We start from the raw sequence: 25,307 nt of genomic DNA on the forward strand, positions 1-25,307 counted from the left end.
GTCCGGCGGAGCCGTCCGCCACCAACGCCGAGGAGGCGTGATACCCATGTACGACGCGATAGTCGTCGGTGCCCGGTGCGCGGGAGCCACCACCGCCATGCTGCTGGCCAGGGCCGGCCACCGGGTTCTGCTCCTGGACCGGGCCCGGTTTCCCAGCGACACCATGTCGACCCACTACGTCCATCAGCCCACGGTCGCGCGGCTGGCCCGCTGGGGCTTGCTGGAACGCCTCGCGGCCACCGGCTGTCCCCCGCTCGACATCGCCCGCTGGACCCTGAACGACGTCACGATCACCGGCTGCGCGCCGCCGGTGGACGGCATCAGGTCCGCGTACGGTCCGCGCCGGTTCGTCCTGGACTCGCTGCTGGTGAGCGCGGCCTGCGAGGCCGGTGCGGAGCTGCGGGAGCAGACCAAGGTGACCGAGGTGCTCCGGGACGGCGACCGGGTCGTGGGCGTCAGGGCCCGCGGCACGGACGGCCGGGAGTACACCGAGCACGCGCGGGTGGTGATCGGGGCGGACGGCGTCGACTCGACGGTGGCCCGTGCGGTCGGGGCCCGCAAGTACGAGGAGGCCCCGACCCTGAACTGCCTGTACTACACGTACTGGGGCGGGCTCAAGGCCGACTACGAGGTGTACGTCACGGGCCGCCGCGCGATCGGGGTCGTCCCCACCAACGACGACAACGTGATGATCGGCATCCAGTGGCCGCGGGCGGAGTTCGACGAGGTCCGCAAGGACGTCGAGGGCTCCTACCTCAAGGCGCTGGAGGCGACCGCGCCGGAGCTGGCCGAGCGGGCGCGGGCCGGGGAGCGCACTGCCCGGTTCAACGGCACGGGCAGGCTGCCCAACTTCTTCCGGCAAGCGAGCGGGCCGGGTTGGGCGCTGGTGGGCGACTCCGGGTTCCACAAGGATCCCGTGGGGGCGTTCGGCATCAGCGACGCCATCCGCCACGCCGAACTCCTCACGGGGCTGCTGAGCCCCGCCCTGGGCGGCGAACAGCCGCTGGACGGGGCCCTGGAGACGTTCGCCGTCGAACGCGACGAGGACGCCATGCCGGAGTACTTCTTCAACCTCCAGGCCGCGCAGCTGGATCCGATGCCGGAGCTGCTGGACATCCTGCGGGTGATCTCCGGCGACCAGGACGAGGTGGACCGGTTCTTCGGCCTGATCGCCGGACTCTTCACCTGGGACGCGTTCTTCACCCCTGAACTCATCGAACGGGCGAATGCCGGGAGGACGACATGACCGATACGACGCGCAGCAGCAACGCCGAACTCATCAAGCGGCTCTACGCCGAGGTGTACAACGTGCACCGGCTCGACCGCATGCCCGAGTTCTACGCGAAGGACGTCCTCAACCACGGCGGCCAGGGCGAGGTGGGCGCGGACGCCCTGCGCAACCGGGTGGGCATGATGTTCACCGCCTTTCCCGACGCGGTGGCCGAGGTCGAGCACATCGTGGCCCAGAACGACCGGGTGCTGGTGTTCCTGCGCTGGACCGGTCATCTGACGGGTTCGGAGGAGGAGATGACGCTCCACACGGCCAACCTCTACCGCGTCCGGGACGGTGAGATCGCCGAACACTGGAGCGTGGTGGACCAGTCCGGACTCACCCGGTTCGGTATGCCGGCGGGCGACCAGACCCAGCCGGCCGGAAAGCCCGACTGGGCGGCCACCGAGACCGAGCAGGCCAACATGAGGCTGGTCCTGAAGGTCTGGGACGAGCTGATGCAGCAGCACCTGCTCGACCGCGCGGACGAGTACTACCGGCAGGACTACATCCAGCACAACGCCTTCGCCGCCCAGTCGGGAGGCGGGCTGAAGGGGATGAAGGACTTCTTCGCGGGTCTGTTCGCGCTGGCGCCCGATCTGACCGGGGAGATCACCCAGATCATCGCGCAGGACGACCTGGTGGGCGTCTTCTGCGTCTGGCGGGGTCACGAGCAGTCCAGCGGCCGTGAACTCCTGCTGCACACCGCCGATCTCCTGCGCGTCCAGGACGGGCTGATAGCCGAGCACTGGGACGTCATGGACTACGCGGCGGTCGCCGATTTCGGGGTCGCCCCGCAGAACGGCTGACGGCCACCCACAGCAGGAAGGCCCCGGATGATTCCGGGGCCTTCCTGTGCGATACGGACGGGAACGCCCGGGTTCAGCCGAGCGGGGTCACCGTCACGGGCAGCTCGGCCAGCCGGCGCTGCATGAACAGCGGGAGCCACTGGGGCCGGTCGACGGCCTCCGACTCCAGGGCGACGGGCCAGGCCGCGAGTGCCTCCATCATCAGGGTGCCCTGCTGCTTGGCGAGGGCGGCCCCGAGGCAGTAGTGCAGACCGTGACCCAGCGCGAGATGGCGCGCCCCCGAGCGGGTGATGTCGAAGCGGTCCGGGTCCGGATAGACCGCCGGGTCCCGGTTGGCGGCGCCGATGAAGGTGAGCACCCGGCTGTCGGCGGGGATGACCCTGCCGCCCACTTCGATGTCCTCGGCGGTCCAGCGCCCGCCGCCGGCCGTGGCGAGCTGCAGCGGGCTCTCGTACCGCATGACCTCCTCGGCCGCGGTGGCGGCGAGTTCGGGCCGGGCGCGCAGCAGTGCCAGCTGTTCCGGATGGCGCAGGAAGGTCAGGACGGCGCTGGCGGTGAAGGCCACCAGCGTCTCGTGCCCCGAGATGAAGATCAGGATGACGTTGGCGTGCAGTTCGTCGCGGGTCAGCAGTCCCTCGCTGTGGGCCTCCAGGAGCGAGGAGAAGAGGTCGTCACCGGGTGCGGCGCGGCGCCGCTCGGCAAGTCGCCCGATGTAGGCGTCGAACGCCTCGAACGCCTCGACGGCCCGCTCGATGGAACCCGGGTCGGCCGGGATGTCGGCCGCGGGGGACATCGCCTGGCCCCAGTCCCGCAGTTGCGGCAGGTCCTCGCGCGGGATGCCGAGCAGATCGCCGATGGCCTGGAGCGACACGGGGAACGCCAGGTCGTCGACGACCTCGAGGCCGCCTCGCCGCCGGGCCTCGCCGAGGATGCGGTCGGCCGCCTCCCGCGCGTCGGCCAGGACGCCCTGGAGCCGCGGTGACGCGAAGGGGCGGCGGGTCAGGTTGCGCAGCCTGGTGTGGTCGGGCGGGTCCTGGAACAGCAGCGTCTGGTTCATCGAGCGCAGCGACTCGGGAACGATCGTGGCCAGCAGGTCCGCGACCGGCGCGGGCGGGCGGAGCAGCAGCCGCGGATCCGCGAGCACCGCGGAGGCGTCCGCGTGGCTGCTCACGACGTACGAGTCGAGGTAGTCCCAGTGGACAGGCCCGCCCAGGTCGCGGATCCGGGCGTACTCGGGATAGGGATCGGCGCGGAACTCCGGTGTGTAGGGGTCGAAGTCCTTCAGGGAGGGTGGGGTGTCGTGGTCCTGGTGGTCGGTCATCGGGTCCCTTCCGTACCGGTGATCTCGGCCAGCGCTTCGGCCGGCAGCCGGGCGAGCATGGACAGCAGGTTGTCCGGGGCGAAGAACTCCTCGGCGGGCACGGTGCCGGCGATGACTCCGAAGAACCGGTCGGCCTCGTCGCGGTTCTCGGCCAGGACCCGGACGAGCTGTCGCGTCATGGGATCGAACTCGAAACTCGCCGCCTCGCAGGTGAACTCGTAGATGAGTTCCGAGGCGGCGTTGCGGAGCCGCTCGTAGCCGGCCATCGCCGTCTCCCAGTCCGCGTGGCCGGACCGCACCTCGTGGACGGCGTGGGCGAGCAGCTCGGCGTCGCGCCAGGCGTCGCTGATGCCCTGCCCCGTCAGCGGGTCCTTGTGGTAGCCGGCGTCGCCGACCAGGGCCCAGCCGGGCCCGTACGGCTTGCGGTAGAAGTTCTCGAGCGCCGCGCTGCCCCGGAAGCGCTCCACGCGTTCTGCTCCGTCGGCGAGTTCGCTCGCCAGGGCGGGCGCCGCCTCCTCGATGGCCTTGAGGTAGTGGCGCTCGATGTCCGAGCGGTACTCGCCGAAGAAGTCGTGCGGGCGCGCCGCCTGGATGAGATAGGCGTCGTCGTGGGTGGGGATCACGCCGATCTGCTTGTCGCCTTCCAGGAACACCTCGTTGCGGTGGCGGCGTTCGGGCCGCAGCCCCCGCCAGTAGGTGTAGTAGACGACAGTGAGCGGCGGCCGGGTGTTGTACCGCTCGGCGCCGGTCTCCCGTGCGACCAGGGAGTCCCGTCCGTCCGCGCCGATCACGAGCGGTGCGCTCAGGGTGTGTTCGGCGCCGCCCTGCTCCTGGCAGCGCACGCCGGTGACCCGCCCGTCGTCGTCCCGGACGAGGGACCGGACGGTGCAGCGCTCCCGGACCTCCGCGCCGGCCTCCCGTGCGGCGTCGACGAGCAGGGCGTCGAGGACGGTGCGGCGTGGCGCGAGGGCCATGCCGATGTCACCGTGCGGCGGCGCGAAGCCGCGGACCGAGGTGTCCCCGAACCACCACAGGGCCTCGGTCACCGGTGGACAGCCGGTGGCCCTCAACCGGTCGAGCAGGCCCCAGCGTTGGAGCCTGGCGAGGCCGCTCGGCTGTACGTAGTGGGTGGAGACGGTATCGCGGGGGAAGGACGCCCGGTCGAGCACGACGACCCGGTACCCCTTGCGCGCGAGGAGCATCGCGAGGGGGGATCCCGCACAGCGGGCTCCCACGACAATGACGTCGTACATACAACCTCCGCGGGTACGTCCAGGCGGCGGCCGCCCCGCGGGCGGCTCGACGACCGCCGGTGCCCCGCACAGCAAAGCGGCGCCCGGGGCACGCCCACAGCCCCCAAGGGGGTGCCCACTCGGGCGGGCCCATCGGTCGGGCGCACCAGCCGCTCCCGGCGGGGCACAGATCCACCGCCCTGACGGCTCTGCCACCGGCTCCCCGCGACCGGCAGCGTGAGGGACCGTCCGACCCGCGTCGGGACTCCGGCCGGGGCCGTCGCCCCGGACGCAGGCGATCACGAGGAGTGTGACCCATGGCCCTGGACACCAGCAGGTTCGAAGAGATCAAGGAAATAGCGGGAAGCAAGAAGGAGGAGGACGTCGTGGCCTTCGCCCGGAGGCAGGAGGGCGGCATCGACGGGTTTCTCGACGATGTCTTCGGCAACATGCCCGACGCCTTCCGCGCGGATCGCGCCAAGGGTCAGGAGGCCTCCTTCCAGTACGAGGTCAGGACCCCGGACGGAGTGCACGAGTACTTCGTGAAGGTCTCCGGCGACACCTGCGAGACCGGCCGGGGCCGGGTCGAGTCCCCGAAGCTGACGACCTCCCTCGCCCTGCACACGTTCCTCAAGCTGCTCACGGGCCGGCTCAACGGCATGCAGGCCTTCCTGGGCGGCAAGGTCAAGCTCTCCGGCAACACGCTGTACGCCGCGAAGCTGGAGCACTGGTTCGAGCGGCCGGCCTGACCCGGTACCACTCCACGCGCCGAAGGGACGCCATGAAACTGGGCATCGCACTTCCCACGGTCGGCCCGCCGGGCCGGCGCCGCTATGTACTCGAGGTCGCGCGGGCCGCCGACCGGCTGGGCTTCGACTCCGTCTGGGTCAGCAGCCATGTCGCGCTCCCCCGGCAGCGCGAGAGCACCTGCCTGTATCCGAGGGCGAAGACCGCGGACGCCTACAACTGGGGCGTCGCCTGGCTGGAGCCGATCGCGGTGATGGGCCTGGTGGCCGGCGCCACCGAGCGCGTCAGGATCGGCACCCACGTCCTGGCACTGCCGTACCGCAACCCCGTCATCCTGGCCTCCGAACTCGCCTCGCTGGACCAGCTGTCGATGGGCCGGGCGATCCTGGGCGCCGGCATCGGCTGGATGGACGAGGAGTTCCGGACCGTGGGCGTTCCGCGCAAGGAGCGCGGGGTCCGCACGGACGAGGCCATCGAGGTCATGCGGACGCTGTGGGCCGCCAGGCATCCGACCTCGTTCCACGGCCGGTTCACCGACTTCGACGACATGTGGCTGGCCTCCCGGCCGTACACGCAGAAGGGACCGCCGATCTATGTCGGCGGCAACACCGATCCCGCCCTGCGCCGCGTGGCCCGGTACGGCGAGGGATGGCTCGCCCACGAGGTCTATCCGGAGGAACTGCCGGCGGCCCGGGACACCCTCGCGCGCTTCGCGGAGGAGGCCGGCCGTGACCCGGCGGCCATCGAGATCACGGTGCGCCGTGCGCTCGTTCCGCCCTTCGAGGTCATGGACTTCATGTCCGACCGGGTCAGCATCCGGGGCACGGCCGAGCAGGTGGCCGAGCAGCTGGACGCGTATCGCTCGTGCGGCGTCTCGATGATGGTGCTGGACCTCTCCATGCGCCCGTCCGAGATCGTCGAAACCATGGAATGGCTGGTCAAAGACGTACTCGTGCTGCTGTGAACGTCACCCGCCGCCCCCTCTACCCCTCACTTACGGAGATGAGATGACCACGTCGGACAACGCCGCCAGCACCTCCGAGCGCCGCGAGCAGATCACGAAGCTGCTCTGCGACATCCTGGAGATCGACCCGGCGGAGATCACCGAGACCAGTCTGTTCAAGGAGGACCACGGGGCCGACTCGCTCCGGGCGATCGAGATCCTCGCCGCCCTGGAGCGCACCTTCGACATCACGATCGACCAGGCCGAGCTCAGCCGCATGGTCAATCTCGAGGGCGTCGAGTCGGTCGTGGACCAGGCTCAGTCGGCGCGGTGACCCCCGTGTCCACCAGCCCGCCCGGCGGGAACGACCGGGAACGGCACGAGCCCGTCCGGGTGGTCATCACCGGTCTGGGCACCGTCACCAGCATCGGCATCGGGGTCGGGGAGTTCCTCGCGGGGCTGCGCGAGGGCCGCAACGGCGCTCAGCCCATCACCGCGTTCGACACCACCGGTTTCGACCACGCCAACGGCTGCGAGGTCACCGGCTTCGACCCCGCCGAGTGGATCACCCATGTCGCTCCCGAAACCCTCGGCCGGGCCACGCAGTTCTCGGTCGCGGCGGCCGTGATGGCCGTGCGGGACGCCGCCATGCCCGTCGAGGAGCTGCGCGAGCGTCGTGCCCTGGTGTGCGTGGGGACGACCGACGGGGAGTCGGCGGATCTCGACCGGCTGGTGGAGGCCCAGCTGGCCGACGGACCCGAGCGGCTAGACGCGGTGGTCGCCCGCCGGGTGCCGGCCGGGCGGCTCACCGCCGCGGTGGTGGGCGAACTGGGGCTGGTGGACGTGGAGGCCACGACCCTGGCGACGGCCTGCGCCGCGGGCAACTACGCCATCGGTTACGGCCTCGACGCCCTGCGGGGTGGCGATGTCGACGTGGCGCTGGTCGGCGGTGCCGACGCGATGTGCCGCAAGACGTTCACCGGTTTCTACCGGCTGGGCACCATCGCTCCGGAGGCGTGCCAGCCGTTCGACGTCAACCGCAAGGGGATCCTCACCGGCGAGGGCGCGGGCGTCCTGCTCCTGGAGACGCTGGACTCCGCGCTGGCCCGAGGCGCCCGGATCTACGCCGAGGTGCTGGGGTACGGGCTCAACTGCGACGCCCACCACCCGGTGGCGCCGGACCGGGACAGCATCGCCCGGTGCATGGAACTGGCGCACGCGAGCGCCGGGGTGAAGCCCGAGGAGATCGACTTCATCTCGGCGCACGGCACCGGCACCAGGGCCAACGACGTGACGGAGGCGGCAGCGATCCGTCAGGTGTTCGGCGACGGTCCGCCCAGCACCATCTCCATCAAGGCGATGATCGGCCACACGATGGGTGCCGCGAGTTCGCTGGCCTCGGCCGCGTGCGCTCTCGCGATCTCGGAGGGGTTCATTCCGCCGACGATCAACCATGTCGAGACCGATCCCGAGTGCGGCCTGGACTGCGTGCCCAACGCGCCCCGGCCGGCCGAGCTGCGGGTCGTGCAGAACAACGCCCTGGCGTTCGGGGGGAACAACGCGGTGCTGATCCTCGGCGCCTACCCGGCCGGCCCGCCCCGTACGGGCGGAGGCGGCGGATGAGCGTCCTGATCACCGGCATGGGCGCGGTCACCAGTGTCGGCGCCGGCGTGGACGACACCTTCGACGCGCTGTGCGCCGGGCGCAGCGGGGTGGCCGAGCTGCGCGGCTTCGACCGGACGAAGTACCGGGCGCGGCACGCCTACGAGATCGACGACCGGCCGGCGCCGGGGGTGGACGTGCCGCTGCGGGCGACGGGCTGGTTGCTCGACGCGGTGGCGGCCGCGCTGCGCGACGCGGAGCTGTCCGAGGACCTCACCGGCATCCCGGTGCTGGTGGGCACGACCCTGCGTGAGCTGCGGTCGGTCGAGCTCGGCTGGTGTGAGGCCGCCCCGTTCGACCCGTCGGCGCTGCACTTCGGTACGGCGCTGCGCGAGCGGTTCGGGGCGGACCGTACGTACACGGTGGCGAACGCCTGCGCCGCCTCCCTGTACGCCCTGGGCCTCGGCGCGGACCTGCTCGCGCTCGGTGAGGCGGACACGGTCGTCGTGGCCGGCGTGGACACCATCACGGAGAGCACCTACGGGATCCTCGACCGGGTCTACCGGGAGGCCCCGGAGTCCGTGCGTCCCTTCGACCGGGACCGTCGGGGCATGCTGCAGGGCGACGGGGCGGCGGCGGTGGTGCTGCGGCGCGAGTCCGGAGGGTACGAGGCCCGGGCGCACGCCCGGGTCCGTGGTGTCGGGCTGAACTGCGACGCGTACCACCCTTCCGCGCCGGACAGCGCGAGCATCGAGCGGGCCATGCGGGAGGCGTACCGGCGCGCCGGCGTCAAGGCGGGCGACATCGACCTGGTGCTGCTGCACGGTACCGGGACGCCGCTGAACGACGAGGCCGAGGCGGTGGCGCTGCGGACCGTTCTCTCCGACGCGCCGCGCTCGCCCCGGATGACGGCGATCAAGTCGATGATCGGGCACACCGCGGGGGCGTCCGGGCTGCACAGCCTGATCACCGCCGTCCAGTCGCTGCGGTCGGGCCGGGTGCCGCCGACGGTCGGTCTGGAGCTGCCCATCGAGGAGGTTGCCGACTTCCGGCTGAGCCGTGAGCCGGCGACCGACCCGGAGCTCCGCCTCGCGCAGATCGACTCGTTCGGGTTCGGCGGCCTCAACGCGGTGGCCGTGGTGGAGAGGATGGCTTGAGGTGCGCACACGCGTGGTGATCAGCGGGCTGGGCACGGCACTGGCCGGCGTGTCGGGTCCCGGCGCGCTGCTCGGAGCCGGGGGCCCCGCGGACGGCCCTGACCCGGTGAGCGAATTGCGGGGTCCCGGTCTGCGGTACAAGGACCGTGCCACCAAGCTCGCGCTGGCCGCGGCCGAGCGGGCACTGCGCGACGCGGGGCTGCTCGACGCGGACGGCTCGGTGGCGGACGGCTCGGGCGCGGACCGGTCGGACTTCGGTGTCGTGGTCAGCACCAACTGGGGGAACGTGGACACCGTCTGCGACACCTCGGCGACCATCCGGGAGCGCGGCTACGCGGCGACGAGTCCGATGCTGCTGCCGAACACGGCGAGCAATGTCACCGCCTCCTGGGTGGCGATCACCCACGGGCTGCGCGGTGCCAACATGACCTTGTGCAACGGGCCCACGTCCGGGCTCGACGCGGTCCACTGGGCCCGCAACCTCATCGCCTCCGGCCGTCTGACCCGTGCGCTGGTGATCGGCGTCGAGCCGGTGAACGCACCGGTCGAGCGGCTCGTCGGCGGGGGCGGGGACGACGTCCGGCTCCTGGACGGCGCCGTCGCGCTCGTCGCCGAGGCGGAGGAGGCCGTGCCGGCCCGCGGGGGCCGGTCGCTCGCCGCCGTCGGCCCCTACGCACGCCGCTCCGGCCTGGCCGCGGCCGTGTCGGAGGTCCGGCGCCACGAGACGGCGCCTCCGGGCCTGTGGTACCTGCCCGAGGCGCCGCTCGGGACCGTCGCGCCGGCCCACCCGGACCCGGGCTCCGTGCCGACCCACGACCTGAGTGCGCGGTTCGGCCGCTGCTCGGGAGCGCTGGGCGTCCTGCAGTGCGTGGCGGCCACCGCCGAACTGGCCCGGACGGGGCACCCGTCCGTGCTGACCTCGGCAGGCCACGGCACCGAGCCGGGGCGGCCGGGTACGGGCGACGACGCGGCGGCAGCGCTGCTGCTTCTCTCCTCCTCCGCGTCGGGGGGTGCGCCGTGACGGGGTTACGGGTCGCGCTGCTACACGGACTGGCGGGCAGCACCGCGCTGTGGCAGCGGTGGTGCGCACAGCCGCCCGACCGGGTGGAGCCGCTCCCCGTCGACATCGACTGGCCGGTCGACGGCTCGGCGCACCCCGGGGCGCCGGGCGATCCCGCCGAGCTGGTCGCGCGGGCGGTGCGTACCACCGGGGCCGAGGTGGTGGTGGCGCACTCCTTCGCGGCCAACGCCTTGCTGGAGTACCTCGTCCGAGAGCGCGACAGCGGTCTGCGGGGTGCGGTGCTCGTGTCGCCGTTCTACCGGCCCCGGCAGCGGGACTTCGACTGGGCGGCGATCTCCCACTACTTCAACCGTTTTCATCTCATCCTCGAAGAAGGGCTCAGCGTCTCGTCCGGCGACCGGCTGCCGCCCGTGACCCGGGAGTCCATGGCCCTTCGGGTCCGGGAGCGGATCGGTCCGTACGGATGGATGGACTTCTTCGGCGCCTATCTGCGGACCCCCGGTCTCGCCGTACACCGCGTCCGCCTCCCGGTGCTCACCGTCGCGGGCGAGGACGACTTCGCCGCGCGCCCCGCGGACGCCGTGGCGCTCGACCGGGCACTGCCCGACGGACGTCTCGAGATCCTGCCGTCCTGCGGGCACTTCCCGATGGCGGAGCAGCCCGCCCGGTTCGGTGAGCTCCTCACGGAGTTCCTCGGTTCGCTCACCGCCGCACCCCATCGCCCCGGCGGCCCGCCGCCGGCCATCACCCCACTGGAGATGACGTGATAGAGGCCTCTGTCTCTTCTGCCCGCCCGCTGCCCACCACCTCCCCGGTGACCCGGCGCACCACGACGGTCCGGCTCAGGCCTCGTTTCGAGGGGTCGAACATCTGTACCTGGATCGGCTTCAAACACGTCAACTACCTGGTGGAGGAAGCCGTACTCGAACACTTCCGGCGCGCTGGCTGGGCCGCCGGGAAGCTGTACGAGGCCTACGGGCTCTGTCTCGACATCGTGGACATCAACGCCCGGATCCTGTCCGCCACGCACATCGACGACGACGTGACCGCCCAGGTCGTGCCGGAGGAGCAGCCCGTCGACGGGGAGGTGGCGCTCTCCGTCACCCTTCATGTGGACGGCCCGACGCCGGTGAAGACCGTCGCCGCGAAGGTGCGGGTGGCCCTGCGCGTCGACCCGCGCGGGGGTGGGGCCGCACCGATCCCCGCTCCGGCCGAGCCGTTCGCCGTGGACCGGATCGACCGCACCGCGCTCGTCCAGGTGCCGGTCGCCGCGGCACCGCCGGCCACGGCCGAGGACGGTGACGCGCTGCTCGCCACGCTGACCGGCCACTCCAACGCCTACGGATGGAAGTGGCGGGTCCCGTACTTCTACTGCCACTTCACCGAGCGTCTGCAGATGTCGGGCTACCTGCGCCTGATGGAGGAGGCGGTCGACCTCTTCCTGGAGGACCGCGGCATCTCCATCAAGCGGCTCCTCGACGAGCAGGACTGGATTCCGGTGGTGCCGCAGAACTCGGTCTCCATGCTGGAGGAGGTCGGAATGGAGGAGGAGCTGTACACGGTCCTCACGGTCGAGAACGTGTTCAAGCGGCTCACCTACACGGCCCGGATGGATTGCTACGTACTGCGGGACGGCGTTCCGGTGCACACGGCGACGGGCCGGATCACCCATGGCTACGCGAAGATCGAGAGCCGTCACGACTGGAGCCTTGCGGAGTTCGACGACCGGATGATCCGCGGCCTGAACGGGCAGCAGGGCTGATGGAGCCCGTCCTCATCACCGGCACCGGGGCCGTGACCTGTCACGGCCCCGGGACGCGCGCGCTGTGGGACGCGATGGCGAAGGGTGTCGCCCGGGCGCCCGACGAGCTGCCCGATCCGTACGCCCGGATGGATCTGCCGCTGATGTACCTGGTGCCCGAGGACGGGCCGGCGGAGCGGGCCGCGGACGGGCCCGGGCGGGCGACGTCGTTCGCGCTGACCGCCGCACGGGAGGCGCTGGACGACGCCGGGATCGAGCCGGGGCGCCTGCCCGCGAGCCGGACCGCGGTCGTCTTCGGCACCTGCATGGGGTCCACCGGAGAGCAGGAGCGGGACCGGGTCGAGGACCGGCCGGCCGGGGCGTCGCCGGATGCGGAGGAGTGGCGTCCCGGCTTCGACGTCGCCTCCGGGCTCGCGGCGGCCCTCGGCGTCGGCGGCGTCGCCACGAGCGTGAGCAACGCCTGTGCGGCGAGCGGCTTCGCGCTGGGCATCGCCGCCGACCTCATCCGCTGCGGCGAGGCCGACGTGGTGATCAGCGGCGGCGCCGACGCCTACTCCCGCATCGCGTTGGCGAGTTTCAACCGGATGGGAGCCGTGGACCCCAGGGGCTGCCGTCCGTTCGCGGTGGACCGGGCGGGGACGGTGTTCGGCGAGGGTGCGGCCGTGATGGTCCTGGAGTCCGCCGCGCACGCCGCGGCCCGCGGGGCGCGCCCGTCGGCCGAACTGGCCGACTGCGGATGGACCTGCGACGCCCACCATCCGACCGCGCCCGAGCCGGGGGGTGAGCAGATCACCCGGGCGATGCGGCAGACGCTTCGCGCGTCGGGGCTCGGTCCCGACGACATCGGCTGTGTCATCCCGCACGGAACGGGCACCCGGCTCAACGACCAGGTGGAGAGCGCGGCGCTGAACAGCGTGTTCGCCGGCGCGGGCGACGGTGTGCCGCCGCTCTACAGCCTGAAGGCGCTCATCGGCCACACCGGTGGCGCCGCCGCCGGGCTCGCGGCGGTCGCCGCGACGCTGGTCGTGCGGCACGGCTCCGTACCCGGCAATGTGCCCCTGGGCCGGCAGGACCCGGAGTGCCCCGTCCCGGTGTCCCCGGCCCCGGTCCCGCTCGGGAACCCGGCGGTGCTGGTGAACGCCTACGCGTTCGGCGGCAACAACGCCTCGTTCGTCGTCAGGGAGGCGGTCCCGTGCTGACGGACGCCCAGGACGAGGTGGTGGTGACGGGCATCGGCCTGGTGTCGCCCCGGCGGACCCCGGAGGGCGTGCTGGACTCGGGTCCCGCCGCGACGGACGCCGAGTGGTTCGACGCACGGGCTGAGCTCGGGCCGCGCGGCCACAAGTACCTGCCGCCGGGAGCCCGTTATCTGCTGGCCGCGGGCCGCCGCGCGCTGCGGGCGGCCGGCCCGGCGGACGAGGTGCCGCCCGAGCTGCGCGGCCTGGTGCTGGGGACGAACAGCGCCCTCGCCCCGCTGTTCCGGGACATGGACCGGACCGTGATCGAGAGCGGCGCGGAGCGGCTCAGTCCGGCGACCGCTCCCTACTTCGCGATCAACGTCCTCGCCAGCAGGCTCGCCTCTGAGGAGATGTTCAAGGGGTTCAGCCTGACGCTCACCTCGCCGGTCGTGGCCGGCCTTGAGGCGGTGGAGGTCGCGACGCGCGCGCTGCGCCTCGGCCGGGCCCGGACGGTGCTCGTCACCGCGGCCGAGGACCGGGTCCCGCAGGGGGAACCCGGCGCCGGGAGCGGCGAGGAGGGTGCCGTGGGTCTCGTCCTCGAACCCCGGGGCCACGCGGAGCGGCGCGGTGCGCACATCCGGGGGGTGTGCCGGGTCCGCTCGGCGTTCGTGCCGCCGTCCGGCGGGCACGACGCACCGGGCGGGGAGCTCAGCCGCCGCGTGGCGGACCTGGTCCACGCGCTGTGCCCGGAGTGGGAGCGACGTCCCCTGCCGGTGTACGCGGTCCTCGACGGCTCGGCACGCAGCCGGGCCGTCGCCCGCGACCTCGCGGGGCTGACCGCCGGGGCGCAGCCCTTGCACGAGAGGACCGCGGGCGCGGGGTGCCTCGCCCCGCTGCTGCACGCGGCGGCCCTGCTCTCCACCGGGGCCGGGGACTGCGTCGTCGTCACCGCGACGGCGACCGGACAGCTCGCGGCGGCCCGCGTCGGCGGCGCCGCCACTCACCATCACTCGGCGGGAGGGATCGATGCCGAAGTCTCTGCGTGACAGCTGGTGTCTGGTACTGGGAGTCTCCAGCGGCATGGGCCGGGCGACCGCGCTGGCGCTGGCCGAGGAGGGCGCCCACATCATCGGGGTGCACTTCGACCACGGCGAAGCGGCGGCGCGGGCCAAGGAGCTGGAGGGCGAGCTGCGCGCGCTCGGGTCCCGGGCCCACCTGTTCAACGCCAATGCCGCGGCCGTCCGCACCAGACAGCAACTCATTCCCGAAATCACGGAGTTGACGGGCGGCGCGGGGCTGCTGACGGTGCTGCACTCGCTGGCCTTCGGCTCCCTGGTGCCGTTCCTTCCACGCGACGACGACAAGACCGTCCTCACCCCGCGGCAGATGGACATGACGCTCGACGTCATGGCGCACAGCCTCGTCTACTGGACGCAGGATCTGATGGCCGCCGGGCTGCTGCGCCAGGGCGCGAAGATCCTCGCCATGACCAGCGCCGGGACGAGTCAGGTGCTGCCGAGCTACGGGGCCGTGTCGGCGGCAAAGGCGGCGCTGGAGTCGCACGTGCGTCAGCTCGCCTGCGAACTCGCGCCGCACGGCGTCTCGGTCAACGCGCTGCGGGCGGGTGTCACCGTCACCCCGTCGCTGCTGCGCATCCCGGGCCACGCCGAGTTCGTGGACCGGTCCGCCTCCGTCAACCCGCACGGCCGGCTGACCTTGCCCGAGGACGTGGCCGACGTGGTCGTCATGCTCTCGCGCGCCGACTCCTCGTGGCTGACGGGCAACACCATCGGCGTCGACGGCGCGGAGCTGGTCGCGGCGGGAACCACCTGGAACAGGAACCGCGGCGGCGACGCGCCGCACGAGGGAAGGGGCGCCCACTGATGGCTGTCATCTCACCGGCCCGCAGGTCCACCGTGATCTCGGACTGGTCGACGCTGTCGCCGTACGGCATCGGCGGCGAGGCGTTCACGGAAGGGGTGCGGGCCGGACGGACCGTCGTCCCCCGGCTCAACAGCGAGGAATGGCAGGCCCCTTCCGACCAGGTCTGTCTGGTCCCCGGGTTCGACGTCGTCGAGGCGCTGGGCAGCCGGGGCACCCGTTCCATGGACCGGCTCACCGGCATCACGGTGGCCACGCTCGGCTCGCTCCTCGAACCGTTCGGATCGCGCAAGCCGCTCTCCGCGGCCCCCGAGCGGGTCGGGCTCGTCCTCGGCACGGGCTCCGGCAGCGTGCAGAGCACCATGGACTTCACCCGGGACTCCCTCACCGGTGCCAAGCCCTTCTACGTCGACCCGGCGCGTTTCCCGAACACGGTGATGAACCGGGCCGCCGGCCAGAGCGCCATCTGGTACGGGTTCAAGGGACCGAACGCCACCCTCGCAGGGGGCCCGCTGACCGGCCTGCAAGCCCTGCGTTACGCGACCCGCCTGCGCGAGCGGGGGCATTGCGAGGCCGTGCTGTGCGGCGCGGTCGAGGAGTTCTCGGTGCAGCGCGCCTGGCTGGACTGGCACACCAGCGAGCCCGCGGACCGGGGCACGACCCCGCTCGCCGAGGGGTGCGCCATGTTCCTGCTGGAGGACGCGGACTCCGCCGCGCAGCAGGGCCGCCGGCCGCGCGCGGAGATCCTTTCCGCGCGGTTCGCCGCGTTCCACTCGCCGGAGGACCTGCGCCCGACTCTCGTACGGTGCATCCGCAATGCCCTGCGGAACGCGGGGGTCGGTCCCACCGACGTACGTCTCGCGGCTCCGTCGGACGCGGCCGGCGGCCCGGCCGGCATCGAGGCGGAAGCCCTCACCGAGGCGATGGACGGCACCGAGACCGAACTCGTCCGGGTCCGTGACCTGTTCGGGGACGCCTCCGCCGCCTCGGCCGCCCTGCAGATCGCCGCCGTGCTCGCGGTCGGTCCGACCGGGCCCGGTGACGGCGGCGTCGCCCTGGTGACCTCCCTCGACGGGGACGGCCTCGTCGCCTGTACGGTCCTGCGCCTGCTGTGACCCCTGACCGTGTCGTGGCCCGCCCACCGCACCCCGTTCGTCCCTCCCCCGGAAAGGAAAGCCCATGTCCGAGCAGACCGGCACCGACCTCGACCTGGAAGCGCTGCGCGTCCTGATCGCCGAGATCCTGGACGTCGACGTCGCGGAGGTCTCCGACGACGCGCACTTCGTCAACGACCTGGGCGTGGACTCGCTCATGGCCCTGGAGATCACCGTCCGCCTCGAACAGGAATTCTCGGTCACGCTGGCCGAGGAGGAACTGCAGAAGATCTCCACCCTGGCGACGACCCACGCACTCCTGGAAGAGACGCTGCGGGCCGCGTCATGACGGTGACCGCGCCCTCGCTGCTCGGACTGACCTCGCGGACGCTGGAGTTCACGGACGACACGGTGACGGCTCTGGCCACGGTGGATCCCGGGTACGAGGCGTTCCCGGGGCACTATCCGGGATTCCCCGTGTTCCCCGGGGTCGGCCTCATCGAGTTCGCCGACGGCACCGTGACGGCCGACCAGGCACGCCGGGGCCGTGCCGTGGAGCTCGTCGGTGTGGAGCTCTGCAGGTTCCGCGAACCCGTCTTCCCGGGCGACGAACTGACGATCCGGGTGACGTACCACGCACCGCGTCCGGACGACACCGGGGTGCGCTCCACGGTGGCGATCGACACCGGGCGGGGCCGCGCCGCCGACCTGCGGATCGTCCACGAGCGCCGGCCGGCGGCCGGGCCCGGAGGTGCGGCGTGACCCGGACACCGGAGTCGGCGGACGTCGCCGGCATCACTCGGATCATTCCGCACCGGTACCCGATGCTCCTGGTCGACCGGGTGACCGCCGCCGTACCCGGGGAGCGGCTCACCGCCGTCAAGGCCGTCACGGTGAACGAGCCGCACTACCGCCGGGTGCCGGCCGGTGCCCCGTCGGCCGGGTTCCGCTATCCGCTGCCCCTGCTCGTGGAGTCCTGGGCGCAGGCGGCGGTCCTGCTCGCGGTCTGGGACACCCCCAATCCCGATGTGACCACCGGCAAGGTGGAACTCGCCGGAGCGCTGGACCGGATGCGGTTCGGCCACCCCGTGTATCCGGGTGACGTGCTCGAACACGAGGTGCACGTCGTCCGCGCGGTGGGCGACACCACCCTGCTCGCCGGACGGACGCTCGTCGGCGGCTCCACGGCGCTCGACGTCGGGAACTTCATCGTCGCCCTTCGCCCGCTTTCCGCTCTCGCCCATCCCGAGTCCCTTCACTGAGGAGTCACGAGCATGCCCGGACAGGACCGTCCCGTCGCACTGGTCACCGGTGGTTCCCGGGGGATCGGGCGCGCGGTGGTGCAACGGCTGGCCCAGGACGGCTACGACGTCGCGTTCTGCTACCGCTCCCAGCCCGAGTCGGCCGAGAAGACCGCGGAGCTGGCCCGTGCGACGGGTGCGCGCGTCCTCGCCCATCGGGCCGACGTCGCCGATCCCGCCGCCGCCCGGGCCTTCGTCGCGCTGACGGAGAAGGAAGTGGGGCCGGTCGCCACGGTGGTCAGCTGCGCGGGGATCATCCGCGACAAGCCCCTGGTGCTGATGGCCCAGGAGGACTGGCAGGACGTCGTCGACGTCAATCTGAACGGCACCTACAACATCTGCCGGGCCGCGGTCTTCCCGATGATCAAGCGCCGCGCCGGATCCCTGGTGACCCTCTCCTCGGTGGCCGGCGTGTACGGCAACGTCGGGCAGTCCAACTACGCCGCCACCAAGGCCGGGATCATCGGCTTCACCCGGTCCGTGGCCAAGGAGCTGGGGCGCTACGGCATCCGCGCGAACGTCGTCGCGCCGGGGTTCGTCGCCACCGACATGACCGCGGAACTGAGCGGTGCCGTCGCCGAGCGGATGCGGGAGCGCATCGCGCTGGACCGCTTCGGCGAGCCCGACGAGGTCGCGGACCTGGTGTCGTTCCTGGTCTCCGACCGGGCCGCGTACATCACGGGACAGGTCGTTCAGATCGACGGCGGCATCTCTCTCTGACCTCCGAAAGGGGACGGTGATGGCACCACCCGACCGCGGCGCGGGCCGGACGGCCGTACGGAAGCGCCGCTTCTACTTCTCCTTGCGCAGCCCTTACTCCTGGCTCGCCCACCACGATCTGATGGACCGCCACCCCGACGTGGCCGACACCCTGGAGTGGGTGCCGTACTGGGAGCCCGACGAGCGGACCACGGCTCTTCTCGCCGACACGGGCAGCACGTTCGTGTACACGCAGATGTCGCGCGCCAAGCACTTCTACATCCTCGCCGATGTACGCCGACTGGCGAACTCACGAGGTCTCAAGGTCAGTTGGCCGGTGGATCACGCACCGGTGTGGGAGGTGCCCCACCTGGCGTATCTCGCCGCCCGCCGCCGGGGTCTCGGACCCGCCTTCGTCGAGCAGGCCCAGCGGGCCCGCTGGCAGGAGGGGCTGGACCTCTGCGACCGGAAGACCATGGCCGGGATCGCGGACCGGCTGGGCCTGGACCGGGGCGTCCTCACCGAGGCCGCCGACGATCCCGCGCTGCGCGAGGAAGGCGCCGAGGCGCTGCGGTCGGCGATCCGCGAAGGCGTCTTCGGGGTTCCGTTCTTCGTCAACGGTCACGACAAGTACTGGGGGGTCGACCGGCTCCCCGCCTTCCTCGCCTCGCTCTCCCCGGACGCCGAAGCGGGCGGCGGTCCCGGCTCCCCGGCCTCGCCGGAGGCGGACGCACGCCCGGGAGGTGACATCGGCCATGCGGGTGGATGCGGCTGATCCGTCGAGAACGTTCGAGTCCCTCGGCCCCGGGACCGTGTCCGAGATCGTCACGTCCGGCGACTGGGCGTTCGGGGTCCATCGGCAGGGCGCCGGGACGCCCGTGGTGCTGCTGCACGGGCTGCTCACCGACAGCAGGGTCTGGCTCCCGGTCATGGCCGGGCTCCGCCACGAGCACCCCGTGGTCGCGGTCGACGGGCCCGGGCACGGTCTCGCCCCGGCCCGTGACACCCCCTACACGCTCGAGGAGGAGGTGGACCGGCTCGCCGATGCCTACCGGGCGCTCGGCGACGGCCGCCCCACCGTCTGGATCGGCCACTCGATGGGCGGGATGAAGGCGCTCCGGATGGCCCTGCGGCACCCCTCCCTGGTCTCCGGACTCGTGCTTGTCGACACCCAGCCCTATTCCGAGCCGGAGTCCACCGCGCGACCGTTCCTCGCGATGGTGGAGACGGTCCGGACCTACGGGATGAGCGAGGATCTCGCCCGGATGGTCGCGCGGCTGAACTTCCACCGCTCGTTCCAGGGCAGCGAATCCGCCCGGTACTGGATCGACCACTTCCGCACCCTGACGGGTGAGCGGATCGAGCAGGCCTGCAACTCGGTCTACACGCGCGGTGACATCGCGGACCAGTTGCCGGACATCACCGTCCCGACGCTGGTCGTGCACGGGAGCGGCGACGTACCGATCCGGCCTCCGGTCGCCGCCCGCTACACGGCGCTCCTCCCGCACGCCCGGCTCGTCGGGCTCACGGACACCGGCCACACCCCGCCGGTCGAACGACCGGATGAACTCCTGCGCCTGATAAGGGAGTTCCTCGCGTCCGGCGCGCAGTCCTCGCCCACACCAGCCCTGGAGGATCAGTGACGACCATGCGACAGCCCGCGGTGGAGACCGTCACGGCGGCCCATGTCCGATTCCTGGACCTGCCCGGGGAGGCGGGGCGTTTCGCGCTGATCACGCTCGACAACGGCCTTCCCCCGATGGGTCCCGCGATGCGGCCGGCCACGTTCGGCCCGGAAGGGCTCGCCGCCCTCGACGCGGCGCTCGACACCGTGGCCGCCGCGGCCCGCGCGGGCGAGATCACGGGGGTCGGGATCACCGGCAAGGCGTTCGTGTTCAGCACCGGCGCCGATCTCGCGCTCGCGGCGGCCGTCACAGCCCGCGAGGAAGCCTCCCGGACGCTCCGTGAAGGCACCCGGGTCTTCCGCAGGCTGGGCGAACTCCCGGTGCCCAGCTTCGCGTTCGTCAACGGCGTCGCCATCGGCGGCGGACTCGAACTGGCCCTGCACTGCACGTACCGGACCCTGTCGCGCAGCGCTCCCGCCCTCGCGCTGCCCGAGTGCTCGCTCGGTCTCGTCCCGGCCTGGGGCGGGGCCTGGCTGCTGCCTCGGCTGGTCGGTCCGGACACCTCGGTCACGCTCCTGCTCGACCACCCCCTGGCGGGCCGCCGGATGCTCGACGCCCCGACCGCACACGGCCTCGGTCTCGCCGACACGCTGGTCGAGCCCGGCGGGTTCCTCCCGCTCTCGCTGCGATGGGCGGCGGACGTGCTGTCCGGCGCAACCGTCGTCGAACGCGCGGGCACCTTCGACGGCGCGGCGTGGGACGCCGCCCTGGCCCGCGGCCGCCAGGTGGTCGCGTCCCGCACCCACGACGTGCTGCCCGCGCCGCGACACCTGCTGGAACTGCTGGAACTCGCCCGCCACGGCGGGCCCGACGAGGTGTTCGCGGCGGCCGAGGAGGCGGCGACCGAGCTGTTCATGAGCCGGGAGTTCCGTGCGAGCCTCTACGCCCTCCGGCTCACCCAGACGCACGCCGCTGGGCACCCCGGGCAGCCCGATCCCCGCCGGGCACGGCCCGTGGGGCGGATCGGGATCCTCGGCTCGGGAGCGGCGGCTCGGCGGCTCGCCCTGCTGTGCCTGACGAAGCTCCGCATCCCCGTCGTGCTGGTCGACGACGGTCAGGACGCCGTGGACGCGGCGCTCGCACACGTACGGAAGGAACTGGGCCGGCTGGCCGCCGAGGGCGTGATCAGCGCCGACGGCGCCGAGAGCTGCGCCGGGCTGATCAGCGTGAGCACGGAGCACTCGACCGCCCTGGCCGCGGCCGACGCGGTGATCGAGGCGACCGCCGGCGACCTGGAGGCCGTACGGGAGTCGCTGCGCCGCGCCGAGGCCGTCGTCGCCGCGACGTGTCCGCTGGTGTCCACCTCTGCCGCATCGTCACGGAGTGAGCTGGCGGCGGTCCTGAAGTCCCCCGAGCGGCTGGTGCGTCTGCACTTCCCGAACGTGGCGGAGACGGGGGCGCTGGCCGAACTGGCCTGCTCGCAGGAGGTGGACGAGGCGGCACGGGCCACCGCCGGGCTGCTGGCGGGCAAGCTCGGCATGCAGTGTCTTCCGGTGGCCGACTCACCCGGGCTCGTGGTGAACCGGCTGCGGGCCCGCTTCCTCGGCACCCTGCTCGCCGCGGCGGGGAAAGCGCCCGGGACCGGGGACGCGGCCGCCGCGCTCGACGCGGAATGCGGGGAGCTGGCCCTGCCCGTGCCGCCGTCCCGCCTGCTGCGGGAGCTCGGTGAGGAGACGTTCGGCCGACTCCTGGAGACGCTGCCCGGAGGCCCTCCCGGCGGCGGCGTCACGCCCGGCGCCCCGCTGGAGGGCGCGCTGGCCGCACTCGCCCAGGAGATCGGGCGGCTCATCGACGAGGGAGTCGTCGCGGACGCGCAGGACGTGGACTTCGCTCTGCTCACCTGCGGGGACTGGCCGTTCCATCTCGGCGGCGTGACTCCCCGCCTGGACGACAGCGGCATCTCCGAGAAGACCGTCGGCCGCCGACTGGGGCCCGCGCGGCCGACCGCCCCGGGCCCGGACGCCTAGGTCTCGTCCGGAAAGCCCCGCCTGGCCCTGATCTCCGGACACGACCTGGGAGCCGTCGATGACCTTGCAGAACTTCGAGGCCGGACCGCCGGTCGACGCGGCCGCGCGCGTCGACGCGGCCGCGGAGGAGACGGTCGGGGTGTTCGAGCCCGCCGCGTGGCCGGTCACCCTGACCGTCCCCGCGGGGAGCGACGCGGACATCTGGCTGCTCCGGGTGCCGTCGGCCTGGCTGACGGGGACGCCGCTGCACGACGCCGTCCTGGACGGGACCGAGCGGCGGCGTGCGGCGGCCTTCATCCATCCGGCCGACCGGGCCGGATACGTGGCCGCCCATGTCGCTCTGCGCCGGCTCCTGGGCGCCTATCTCGGGGTCCCCGCGCGGTCGGTGCGCTATCGCAGGGACCCGTGCCCGTGCTGCGGCGGCCCGCACGGCCGGCCCACGCTGCTCGACTCGTCCCCGCCGTACTTCTCGCTCTCCCACGCGGGTGACCTGGTGCTCATCGGCGTGGCGGAGGTGCCCATCGGCGTGGACGTCGAGCGCCGACCCCAGGCGCACACCGTCACGGCCGTCTCCGGGCTGCTGCACCCCTGTGAACGTGACGGGATCGCGGCCGCCGCCCCGGAGCGGCGGGCCGCGGTCTTCACCCGGCTGTGGGCGCGCAAGGAGGCGTACCTCAAGGCTCTCGGCAGCGGTCTGGGGCGGGCGCCGAACCTCGACTGCACGAGCGGGGATCCGGGGGCACCGCCCCCGCCCGCCGGGTGGCAGCTGGTCGATCTGCCGGTCGGGACCGCGCACGTCGCGGCGGCCGTACGGGGTACGGCGCCGGGGCGGGTGGTGCTCCGGGAGCTGGGGGTGGAGGGCGTGCTGGCGCCGTACGGTGCCGTTCCCGGCCACGACGCCTCGGGATCCCGTCGATGACCACAGGGAAGGGGCGTCACGCCATGGCCCGCCTGCTGGAACTCCTCTCCCGCTGCTGGCGGCCGGTCATGAGGGCCCTGGTCGCCCACGGCAGCCTGTGGACCCCCCAGGTGGTGCCGGAGCTCCTGGAGCCGTCCTGGCCGCCCCCGGCGGGGGCACCCGCCCTCGTGGCCGAACCGCCCGCGTCCCATCCCGAGCGGCTCACCCCCGACGTGCCGTTGAGCCCGGTCGAACTCTCCCTGCAGCAACGGTTGTACGCGCCGGGGCCCGAGCGTTGACCCCGCGCACGGGGACCCTCCCGTCGCCTCTCCTCCGCACTCCCCCGCCCCTCCCCCTCCCGCCCCCTCCCTCACGTTCGTACGACGAGGAGCTGTCATGGCCGTGACCCACGGTCCGCGCGAGACCGCGTCGGCGCCGCCCGACGCCACGGTGACGGGCTGGGCGCTCGCCGCCCGCGGCGGCGATCCCGAAGCCGTCGACCGCTTCTTCCGCGCCGTGCACCAGGACGTGTGGCGGTTCGTGGCACATCTGAGCGCCGACGCCCAGTCGGCCGACGACCTGACGCAGGAGACCTTCCTGCGCGCGCTCGTGGGACTGCGCCGCTTCGAGGGCCGCTCGTCCGCGCGGACCTGGCTGCTGTCCATCGCCCGGCGCGCCGTGGTCGACAGCTTCCGGCGCTCGGCCACCCTCCCCCGGCTCTCTCCCGCCGACGACTGGCAGTCCGCCGCCGAGCGGGCCCAGCCGCGCAACGTCCCCGGATTCGACGACGGCGTCGCGCTCTCCGCCCTGGTCGCCACGCTGCCCGACGAACGCCGCGAGGCCTTCGTCCTCACCCAGTTGCTGGGCCTGCCCTACGCCGAGGCGGCCATGGTCAGCCGCTGTCCCGTGGGTACGGTGCGCTCCCGCGTGTCCCGCGCCCGCACCGCTCTGCTCCAGGATCTGCACGCCGCCGAACGCCTCGGCTCGTCGGCGGACGGGTAGGTGCGTGATGCACGGACCGGTGACGGCAGGCTGGTTGCTCGTGGCCCTGTGCGCGGCGGTCGGGACCACCGCCTGTCTGCTGAGGTGGCGCGGCGGCGCCGGGAAGAGTCCCGCAACGGTGGGCGACGAGGCCCTCATGGGCTTCGGGATGGCGGCCATGGCGGTTCCCGCCCTGGCGTTCACCCCACCCCGGTGGGTCTGGACGGTGTACGCGGTGGTCTTCGGCGGCGCGGCGCTACGGGCCCTGTGGTCGGCGCGCGGCGAGCGGCGCCATCTGCACCACGCCGTCGGCTCTCTGGCCATGGTGTACATGGCCGTCGCGATGGCCACGTCCGCCGGCGGCGCCCATGGCGGGCACGGCCCCGGCGGGGCGACGCTGTTGACCGGTCTGCTGCTGACGTACTACGCCGGGTACGTGCTGTGGGCCGGCGGCCGGCTGGTGGGGGCGGACCTGGCGGCTGCCTGCCGGCTGTCGATGGGGGTCGGGATGTTCACCATGCTGATGACGATGTGAGATCACCGCGGCGTGGCCCGACGTCGTCGACACGGTCCTCCGTTCACGGGTGGCCGGGGTGGGCCCGGCGGCGGGGACGGGGGGCGGCGACGACCCACCAGCACGGGCACGCCGCGGTCCGCCCGAACACCGAGGCAGCTCGCCGGGGATCAGTCCTTGACGCTCGGCGTACGAGCGGTGATTCCCCGTCTGTCGGCGAGCCGAGCAGCTATCAGGCAGAACGCCGGCGCGAAGATCAGCTCGGAGACGAGAACCTCCCAGGGCGCGTCCGCGGCGGTACTCTCGTCGGCCAGCTCCCCGAAGAAAGCGGAGAGCGAGAAGGCGATCAGATTGTTCACCGTGTGCACGGCGATGACCGCCTCAAGGCCGCCCGTACGGATGGCGAGCCAGCCCCACCAGGCTGCCGAATAGCACAACAGCAGGAACCCCGACAGCTGTCCGAAGCCGTGGGCGAAGGCGAACAGCAGCGAGGCGACGGCGACTCCGGGCCAGGGCGAGCGCAGGAATCCACCGAACAGCTGGACCAGCCAGCCGCGGAAGACGAACTCCTCGGCGGCGGCCTGGAACGGGACGAGCGCCCACAGCACCAACAGACTCAGCAGAAGTTCGGACCAGCCGGGGGTCTCGCCCATCACGGTCGCAGAGCCGTCCTGGAACAGGCTCCACGCGAGCAGCAGCAGGTTCTGGAGGACGAGGACGACGGCGGCCAGCCCGAGGCACCGTCCCAGCCATCCCCACCGTAGCCGTCCGGTGACGGACGCGAGGGTACCGGCGGGCCGCTTCCCGCTCACGCGGACGGCGATCAGCACGGCCGGGATCCACACGGCAAGGCTCACGAGCAGTACAGCGTTGTCGAACAGCGGATCGGCGAAGATGCTGTCGCTGTCGTCCGGGGCCCACGCGAGGCCCAGAAGCATGCCGATGACGGCAGAGCCGACCAGGACACCGATCATCCCGGCCAGCATCAGCGCGAGGGCGAGGAAGAACTCCCCTACCCGCGCCCAAGCATTCTGTCGCCCATTGCGCCCCTGCTCGTGGTAAGCGGCCCCCGGCGGCGCAGCCACCGGGCCGAGCGCGCGTGTCGGCGGCACGGGAGTCCGAGGGCCCCACGCGGCCGGTGGAACGGGCCAGGTCTGCGCCCCCTGCGCAGGGGGCGTCCAAGGGCCTTGGGGGTGGTGGGGAGGTCCTGGTATCGGGTCGGACATCGTCTGCTTTCTGGAGACT

The 25,307-nt window shown here is 72.7% G+C and carries 28 protein-coding genes; 25 read left to right on the forward strand and 3 right to left on the reverse strand.

The window, feature by feature from the left end; genetic code table 11:
• Positions 1-46: 46 nt before the first annotated feature.
• Together ACIP8Z_RS00075 and ACIP8Z_RS00080 are read left to right on the forward strand one after the other, a co-directional pair.
• Entirely contained in the window at positions 47-1,246 is a 1,200-nt protein-coding gene (locus tag ACIP8Z_RS00075; RefSeq protein WP_402076714.1) for an NAD(P)/FAD-dependent oxidoreductase, read from the forward strand.
• Complete coding sequence (locus tag ACIP8Z_RS00080) at positions 1,243-2,079, forward strand: ester cyclase (RefSeq protein ID WP_402076716.1); 837 nt, start codon at positions 1,243-1,245, stop codon at positions 2,077-2,079. Before ACIP8Z_RS00075 ends, ACIP8Z_RS00080 begins: the two co-directional genes overlap by 4 nt.
• Positions 2,080-2,152: 73 nt before the next feature.
• Here ACIP8Z_RS00080 and ACIP8Z_RS00085 read toward each other — a convergent pair whose 3' ends face one another.
• Complete coding sequence (locus ACIP8Z_RS00085) at positions 2,153-3,400, reverse strand: cytochrome P450 (RefSeq protein WP_402076718.1); 1,248 nt, start codon at positions 3,398-3,400, stop codon at positions 2,153-2,155.
• Positions 3,397-4,653: an NAD(P)/FAD-dependent oxidoreductase gene (locus tag ACIP8Z_RS00090; protein WP_402076720.1), complete on the reverse strand. Its 1,257-nt coding sequence runs from the start codon at positions 4,651-4,653 to the stop codon at positions 3,397-3,399. Before ACIP8Z_RS00090 ends, ACIP8Z_RS00085 begins: the two co-directional genes overlap by 4 nt.
• Before the next feature lie 296 nt (positions 4,654-4,949).
• Between ACIP8Z_RS00090 and ACIP8Z_RS00095 the strand changes: the two genes are divergently transcribed.
• The 23 genes from ACIP8Z_RS00095 (at position 4,950) to ACIP8Z_RS00205 (ending at position 24,083) form a co-directional block, all read left to right on the forward strand.
• Positions 4,950-5,381, forward strand: a complete 432-nt coding sequence (locus tag ACIP8Z_RS00095; protein ID WP_402076722.1) for an SCP2 sterol-binding domain-containing protein — start codon at positions 4,950-4,952, stop codon at positions 5,379-5,381.
• Positions 5,382-5,413: 32 nt separating this feature from the next.
• Positions 5,414-6,343, forward strand: coding sequence for an LLM class F420-dependent oxidoreductase (locus tag ACIP8Z_RS00100; RefSeq protein ID WP_402076724.1), 930 nt, complete (start codon positions 5,414-5,416; stop codon positions 6,341-6,343).
• A gap of 43 nt (positions 6,344-6,386) precedes the next feature.
• Entirely contained in the window at positions 6,387-6,656 is a 270-nt protein-coding gene (locus tag ACIP8Z_RS00105; RefSeq protein WP_266899425.1) for an acyl carrier protein, read from the forward strand.
• Between the two features lie 5 nt (positions 6,657-6,661).
• Complete coding sequence (locus tag ACIP8Z_RS00110) at positions 6,662-7,945, forward strand: beta-ketoacyl-[acyl-carrier-protein] synthase family protein (RefSeq protein WP_402076726.1); 1,284 nt, start codon at positions 6,662-6,664, stop codon at positions 7,943-7,945.
• Positions 7,942-9,081, forward strand: coding sequence for a beta-ketoacyl synthase N-terminal-like domain-containing protein (locus ACIP8Z_RS00115; protein ID WP_402076728.1), 1,140 nt, complete (start codon positions 7,942-7,944; stop codon positions 9,079-9,081). Before ACIP8Z_RS00110 ends, ACIP8Z_RS00115 begins: the two co-directional genes overlap by 4 nt.
• 1 nt (position 9,082) lies before the next feature.
• Entirely contained in the window at positions 9,083-10,102 is a 1,020-nt protein-coding gene (locus tag ACIP8Z_RS00120; protein ID WP_402076730.1) for a beta-ketoacyl synthase N-terminal-like domain-containing protein, read from the forward strand.
• On the forward strand, positions 10,099-10,869 hold the full coding sequence (locus ACIP8Z_RS00125) for an alpha/beta fold hydrolase (protein ID WP_402076732.1): 771 nt from the start codon (positions 10,099-10,101) through the stop codon (positions 10,867-10,869). The genes ACIP8Z_RS00120 and ACIP8Z_RS00125 overlap by 4 nt, the downstream gene beginning before the upstream one ends.
• 47 nt (positions 10,870-10,916) lie before the next feature.
• Positions 10,917-11,864, forward strand: a complete 948-nt coding sequence (locus ACIP8Z_RS00130) for a hypothetical protein (RefSeq protein WP_402076734.1) — start codon at positions 10,917-10,919, stop codon at positions 11,862-11,864.
• On the forward strand, positions 11,864-13,063 hold the full coding sequence (locus ACIP8Z_RS00135; protein WP_402076736.1) for a beta-ketoacyl-[acyl-carrier-protein] synthase family protein: 1,200 nt from the start codon (positions 11,864-11,866) through the stop codon (positions 13,061-13,063). Before ACIP8Z_RS00130 ends, ACIP8Z_RS00135 begins: the two co-directional genes overlap by 1 nt.
• Positions 13,057-14,088, forward strand: coding sequence for a beta-ketoacyl synthase N-terminal-like domain-containing protein (locus tag ACIP8Z_RS00140; RefSeq protein ID WP_402076738.1), 1,032 nt, complete (start codon positions 13,057-13,059; stop codon positions 14,086-14,088). The genes ACIP8Z_RS00135 and ACIP8Z_RS00140 overlap by 7 nt, the downstream gene beginning before the upstream one ends.
• On the forward strand, positions 14,069-14,926 hold the full coding sequence (locus tag ACIP8Z_RS00145; protein WP_402076740.1) for an SDR family oxidoreductase: 858 nt from the start codon (positions 14,069-14,071) through the stop codon (positions 14,924-14,926). The genes ACIP8Z_RS00140 and ACIP8Z_RS00145 overlap by 20 nt, the downstream gene beginning before the upstream one ends.
• Positions 14,926-16,038, forward strand: a complete 1,113-nt coding sequence (locus tag ACIP8Z_RS00150) for a beta-ketoacyl synthase N-terminal-like domain-containing protein (protein WP_402076742.1) — start codon at positions 14,926-14,928, stop codon at positions 16,036-16,038. The genes ACIP8Z_RS00145 and ACIP8Z_RS00150 overlap by 1 nt, the downstream gene beginning before the upstream one ends.
• Before the next feature lie 64 nt (positions 16,039-16,102).
• On the forward strand, positions 16,103-16,366 hold the full coding sequence (locus tag ACIP8Z_RS00155) for an acyl carrier protein (RefSeq protein ID WP_319312998.1): 264 nt from the start codon (positions 16,103-16,105) through the stop codon (positions 16,364-16,366).
• Positions 16,363-16,779, forward strand: a complete 417-nt coding sequence (locus ACIP8Z_RS00160) for a 3-hydroxyacyl-ACP dehydratase FabZ family protein (protein WP_402076744.1) — start codon at positions 16,363-16,365, stop codon at positions 16,777-16,779. Before ACIP8Z_RS00155 ends, ACIP8Z_RS00160 begins: the two co-directional genes overlap by 4 nt.
• The gene (locus tag ACIP8Z_RS00165; RefSeq protein ID WP_319312994.1) at positions 16,776-17,279 is read left to right on the forward strand and encodes a beta-hydroxyacyl-ACP dehydratase; all 504 of its coding nucleotides are present in this window, start codon (positions 16,776-16,778) and stop codon (positions 17,277-17,279) included. The genes ACIP8Z_RS00160 and ACIP8Z_RS00165 overlap by 4 nt, the downstream gene beginning before the upstream one ends.
• Before the next feature lie 12 nt (positions 17,280-17,291).
• Entirely contained in the window at positions 17,292-18,038 is a 747-nt protein-coding gene (gene fabG / locus ACIP8Z_RS00170) for a 3-oxoacyl-[acyl-carrier-protein] reductase (RefSeq protein WP_402076746.1), read from the forward strand.
• 19 nt (positions 18,039-18,057) lie between these two features.
• Positions 18,058-18,792 carry a 2-hydroxychromene-2-carboxylate isomerase gene (locus ACIP8Z_RS00175; RefSeq protein WP_402076748.1) on the forward strand — a complete coding sequence of 245 codons (735 nt, stop codon included), beginning with the start codon at positions 18,058-18,060 and terminating at the stop codon, positions 18,790-18,792.
• Positions 18,773-19,660 carry an alpha/beta fold hydrolase gene (locus ACIP8Z_RS00180; protein WP_402076750.1) on the forward strand — a complete coding sequence of 296 codons (888 nt, stop codon included), beginning with the start codon at positions 18,773-18,775 and terminating at the stop codon, positions 19,658-19,660. Before ACIP8Z_RS00175 ends, ACIP8Z_RS00180 begins: the two co-directional genes overlap by 20 nt.
• 5 nt (positions 19,661-19,665) lie before the next feature.
• Entirely contained in the window at positions 19,666-21,669 is a 2,004-nt protein-coding gene (locus ACIP8Z_RS00185; RefSeq protein WP_402076752.1) for a 3-hydroxyacyl-CoA dehydrogenase NAD-binding domain-containing protein, read from the forward strand.
• Positions 21,670-21,727: 58 nt separating this feature from the next.
• Positions 21,728-22,588, forward strand: a complete 861-nt coding sequence (locus ACIP8Z_RS00190; protein WP_402076754.1) for a 4'-phosphopantetheinyl transferase family protein — start codon at positions 21,728-21,730, stop codon at positions 22,586-22,588.
• Positions 22,585-22,866, forward strand: coding sequence for a DUF6059 family protein (locus ACIP8Z_RS00195; RefSeq protein WP_402076756.1), 282 nt, complete (start codon positions 22,585-22,587; stop codon positions 22,864-22,866). Before ACIP8Z_RS00190 ends, ACIP8Z_RS00195 begins: the two co-directional genes overlap by 4 nt.
• 97 nt (positions 22,867-22,963) lie before the next feature.
• Positions 22,964-23,569, forward strand: a complete 606-nt coding sequence (locus ACIP8Z_RS00200; protein WP_402076758.1) for a sigma-70 family RNA polymerase sigma factor — start codon at positions 22,964-22,966, stop codon at positions 23,567-23,569.
• Between the two features lie 7 nt (positions 23,570-23,576).
• A complete protein-coding gene (locus tag ACIP8Z_RS00205) occupies positions 23,577-24,083 on the forward strand; it encodes a DUF5134 domain-containing protein (RefSeq protein WP_402076760.1) in 507 nt (168 codons plus the stop codon).
• Between the two features lie 149 nt (positions 24,084-24,232).
• Here ACIP8Z_RS00205 and ACIP8Z_RS00210 read toward each other — a convergent pair whose 3' ends face one another.
• Positions 24,233-25,036, reverse strand: a complete 804-nt coding sequence (locus tag ACIP8Z_RS00210; protein WP_402076762.1) for a lysostaphin resistance A-like protein — start codon at positions 25,034-25,036, stop codon at positions 24,233-24,235.
• Between the last annotated feature and the right edge of the window lie 271 nt (positions 25,037-25,307).

It is taken from the genome of Streptomyces sp. NPDC088553 (assembly GCF_044752965.1).
Lineage (GTDB): Bacteria > Actinomycetota > Actinomycetes > Streptomycetales > Streptomycetaceae > Streptomyces.

Excerpts from the sequence above, each read along its gene's own strand:
- ACIP8Z_RS00075 (WP_402076714.1), top strand. The coding sequence starts at position 47 with ATGTACGACGCGATAGTCGTCGGTGCCCGGTGCGCGGGAGCCACCACC.
- ACIP8Z_RS00080 (WP_402076716.1), top strand. The coding sequence starts at position 1,243 with ATGACCGATACGACGCGCAGCAGCAACGCCGAACTCATCAAGCGGCTC.
- ACIP8Z_RS00085 (WP_402076718.1), bottom strand. The coding sequence starts at position 3,400 with ATGACCGACCACCAGGACCACGACACCCCACCCTCCCTGAAGGACTTC.
- ACIP8Z_RS00090 (WP_402076720.1), bottom strand. The coding sequence starts at position 4,653 with ATGTACGACGTCATTGTCGTGGGAGCCCGCTGTGCGGGATCCCCCCTC.
- ACIP8Z_RS00095 (WP_402076722.1), top strand. The coding sequence starts at position 4,950 with ATGGCCCTGGACACCAGCAGGTTCGAAGAGATCAAGGAAATAGCGGGA.
- ACIP8Z_RS00100 (WP_402076724.1), top strand. The coding sequence starts at position 5,414 with ATGAAACTGGGCATCGCACTTCCCACGGTCGGCCCGCCGGGCCGGCGC.
- ACIP8Z_RS00105 (WP_266899425.1), top strand. The coding sequence starts at position 6,387 with ATGACCACGTCGGACAACGCCGCCAGCACCTCCGAGCGCCGCGAGCAG.
- ACIP8Z_RS00115 (WP_402076728.1), top strand. The coding sequence starts at position 7,942 with ATGAGCGTCCTGATCACCGGCATGGGCGCGGTCACCAGTGTCGGCGCC.
- ACIP8Z_RS00135 (WP_402076736.1), top strand. The coding sequence starts at position 11,864 with ATGGAGCCCGTCCTCATCACCGGCACCGGGGCCGTGACCTGTCACGGC.
- ACIP8Z_RS00145 (WP_402076740.1), top strand. The coding sequence starts at position 14,069 with ATGCCGAAGTCTCTGCGTGACAGCTGGTGTCTGGTACTGGGAGTCTCC.
- ACIP8Z_RS00150 (WP_402076742.1), top strand. The coding sequence starts at position 14,926 with ATGGCTGTCATCTCACCGGCCCGCAGGTCCACCGTGATCTCGGACTGG.
- ACIP8Z_RS00155 (WP_319312998.1), top strand. The coding sequence starts at position 16,103 with ATGTCCGAGCAGACCGGCACCGACCTCGACCTGGAAGCGCTGCGCGTC.
- ACIP8Z_RS00160 (WP_402076744.1), top strand. The coding sequence starts at position 16,363 with ATGACGGTGACCGCGCCCTCGCTGCTCGGACTGACCTCGCGGACGCTG.
- fabG (WP_402076746.1), top strand. The coding sequence starts at position 17,292 with ATGCCCGGACAGGACCGTCCCGTCGCACTGGTCACCGGTGGTTCCCGG.
- ACIP8Z_RS00175 (WP_402076748.1), top strand. The coding sequence starts at position 18,058 with ATGGCACCACCCGACCGCGGCGCGGGCCGGACGGCCGTACGGAAGCGC.
- ACIP8Z_RS00180 (WP_402076750.1), top strand. The coding sequence starts at position 18,773 with ATGCGGGTGGATGCGGCTGATCCGTCGAGAACGTTCGAGTCCCTCGGC.
- ACIP8Z_RS00185 (WP_402076752.1), top strand. The coding sequence starts at position 19,666 with ATGCGACAGCCCGCGGTGGAGACCGTCACGGCGGCCCATGTCCGATTC.
- ACIP8Z_RS00190 (WP_402076754.1), top strand. The coding sequence starts at position 21,728 with ATGACCTTGCAGAACTTCGAGGCCGGACCGCCGGTCGACGCGGCCGCG.
- ACIP8Z_RS00195 (WP_402076756.1), top strand. The coding sequence starts at position 22,585 with ATGACCACAGGGAAGGGGCGTCACGCCATGGCCCGCCTGCTGGAACTC.
- ACIP8Z_RS00200 (WP_402076758.1), top strand. The coding sequence starts at position 22,964 with ATGGCCGTGACCCACGGTCCGCGCGAGACCGCGTCGGCGCCGCCCGAC.
- ACIP8Z_RS00205 (WP_402076760.1), top strand. The coding sequence starts at position 23,577 with ATGCACGGACCGGTGACGGCAGGCTGGTTGCTCGTGGCCCTGTGCGCG.
- ACIP8Z_RS00210 (WP_402076762.1), bottom strand. The coding sequence starts at position 25,036 with ATGATCGGTGTCCTGGTCGGCTCTGCCGTCATCGGCATGCTTCTGGGC.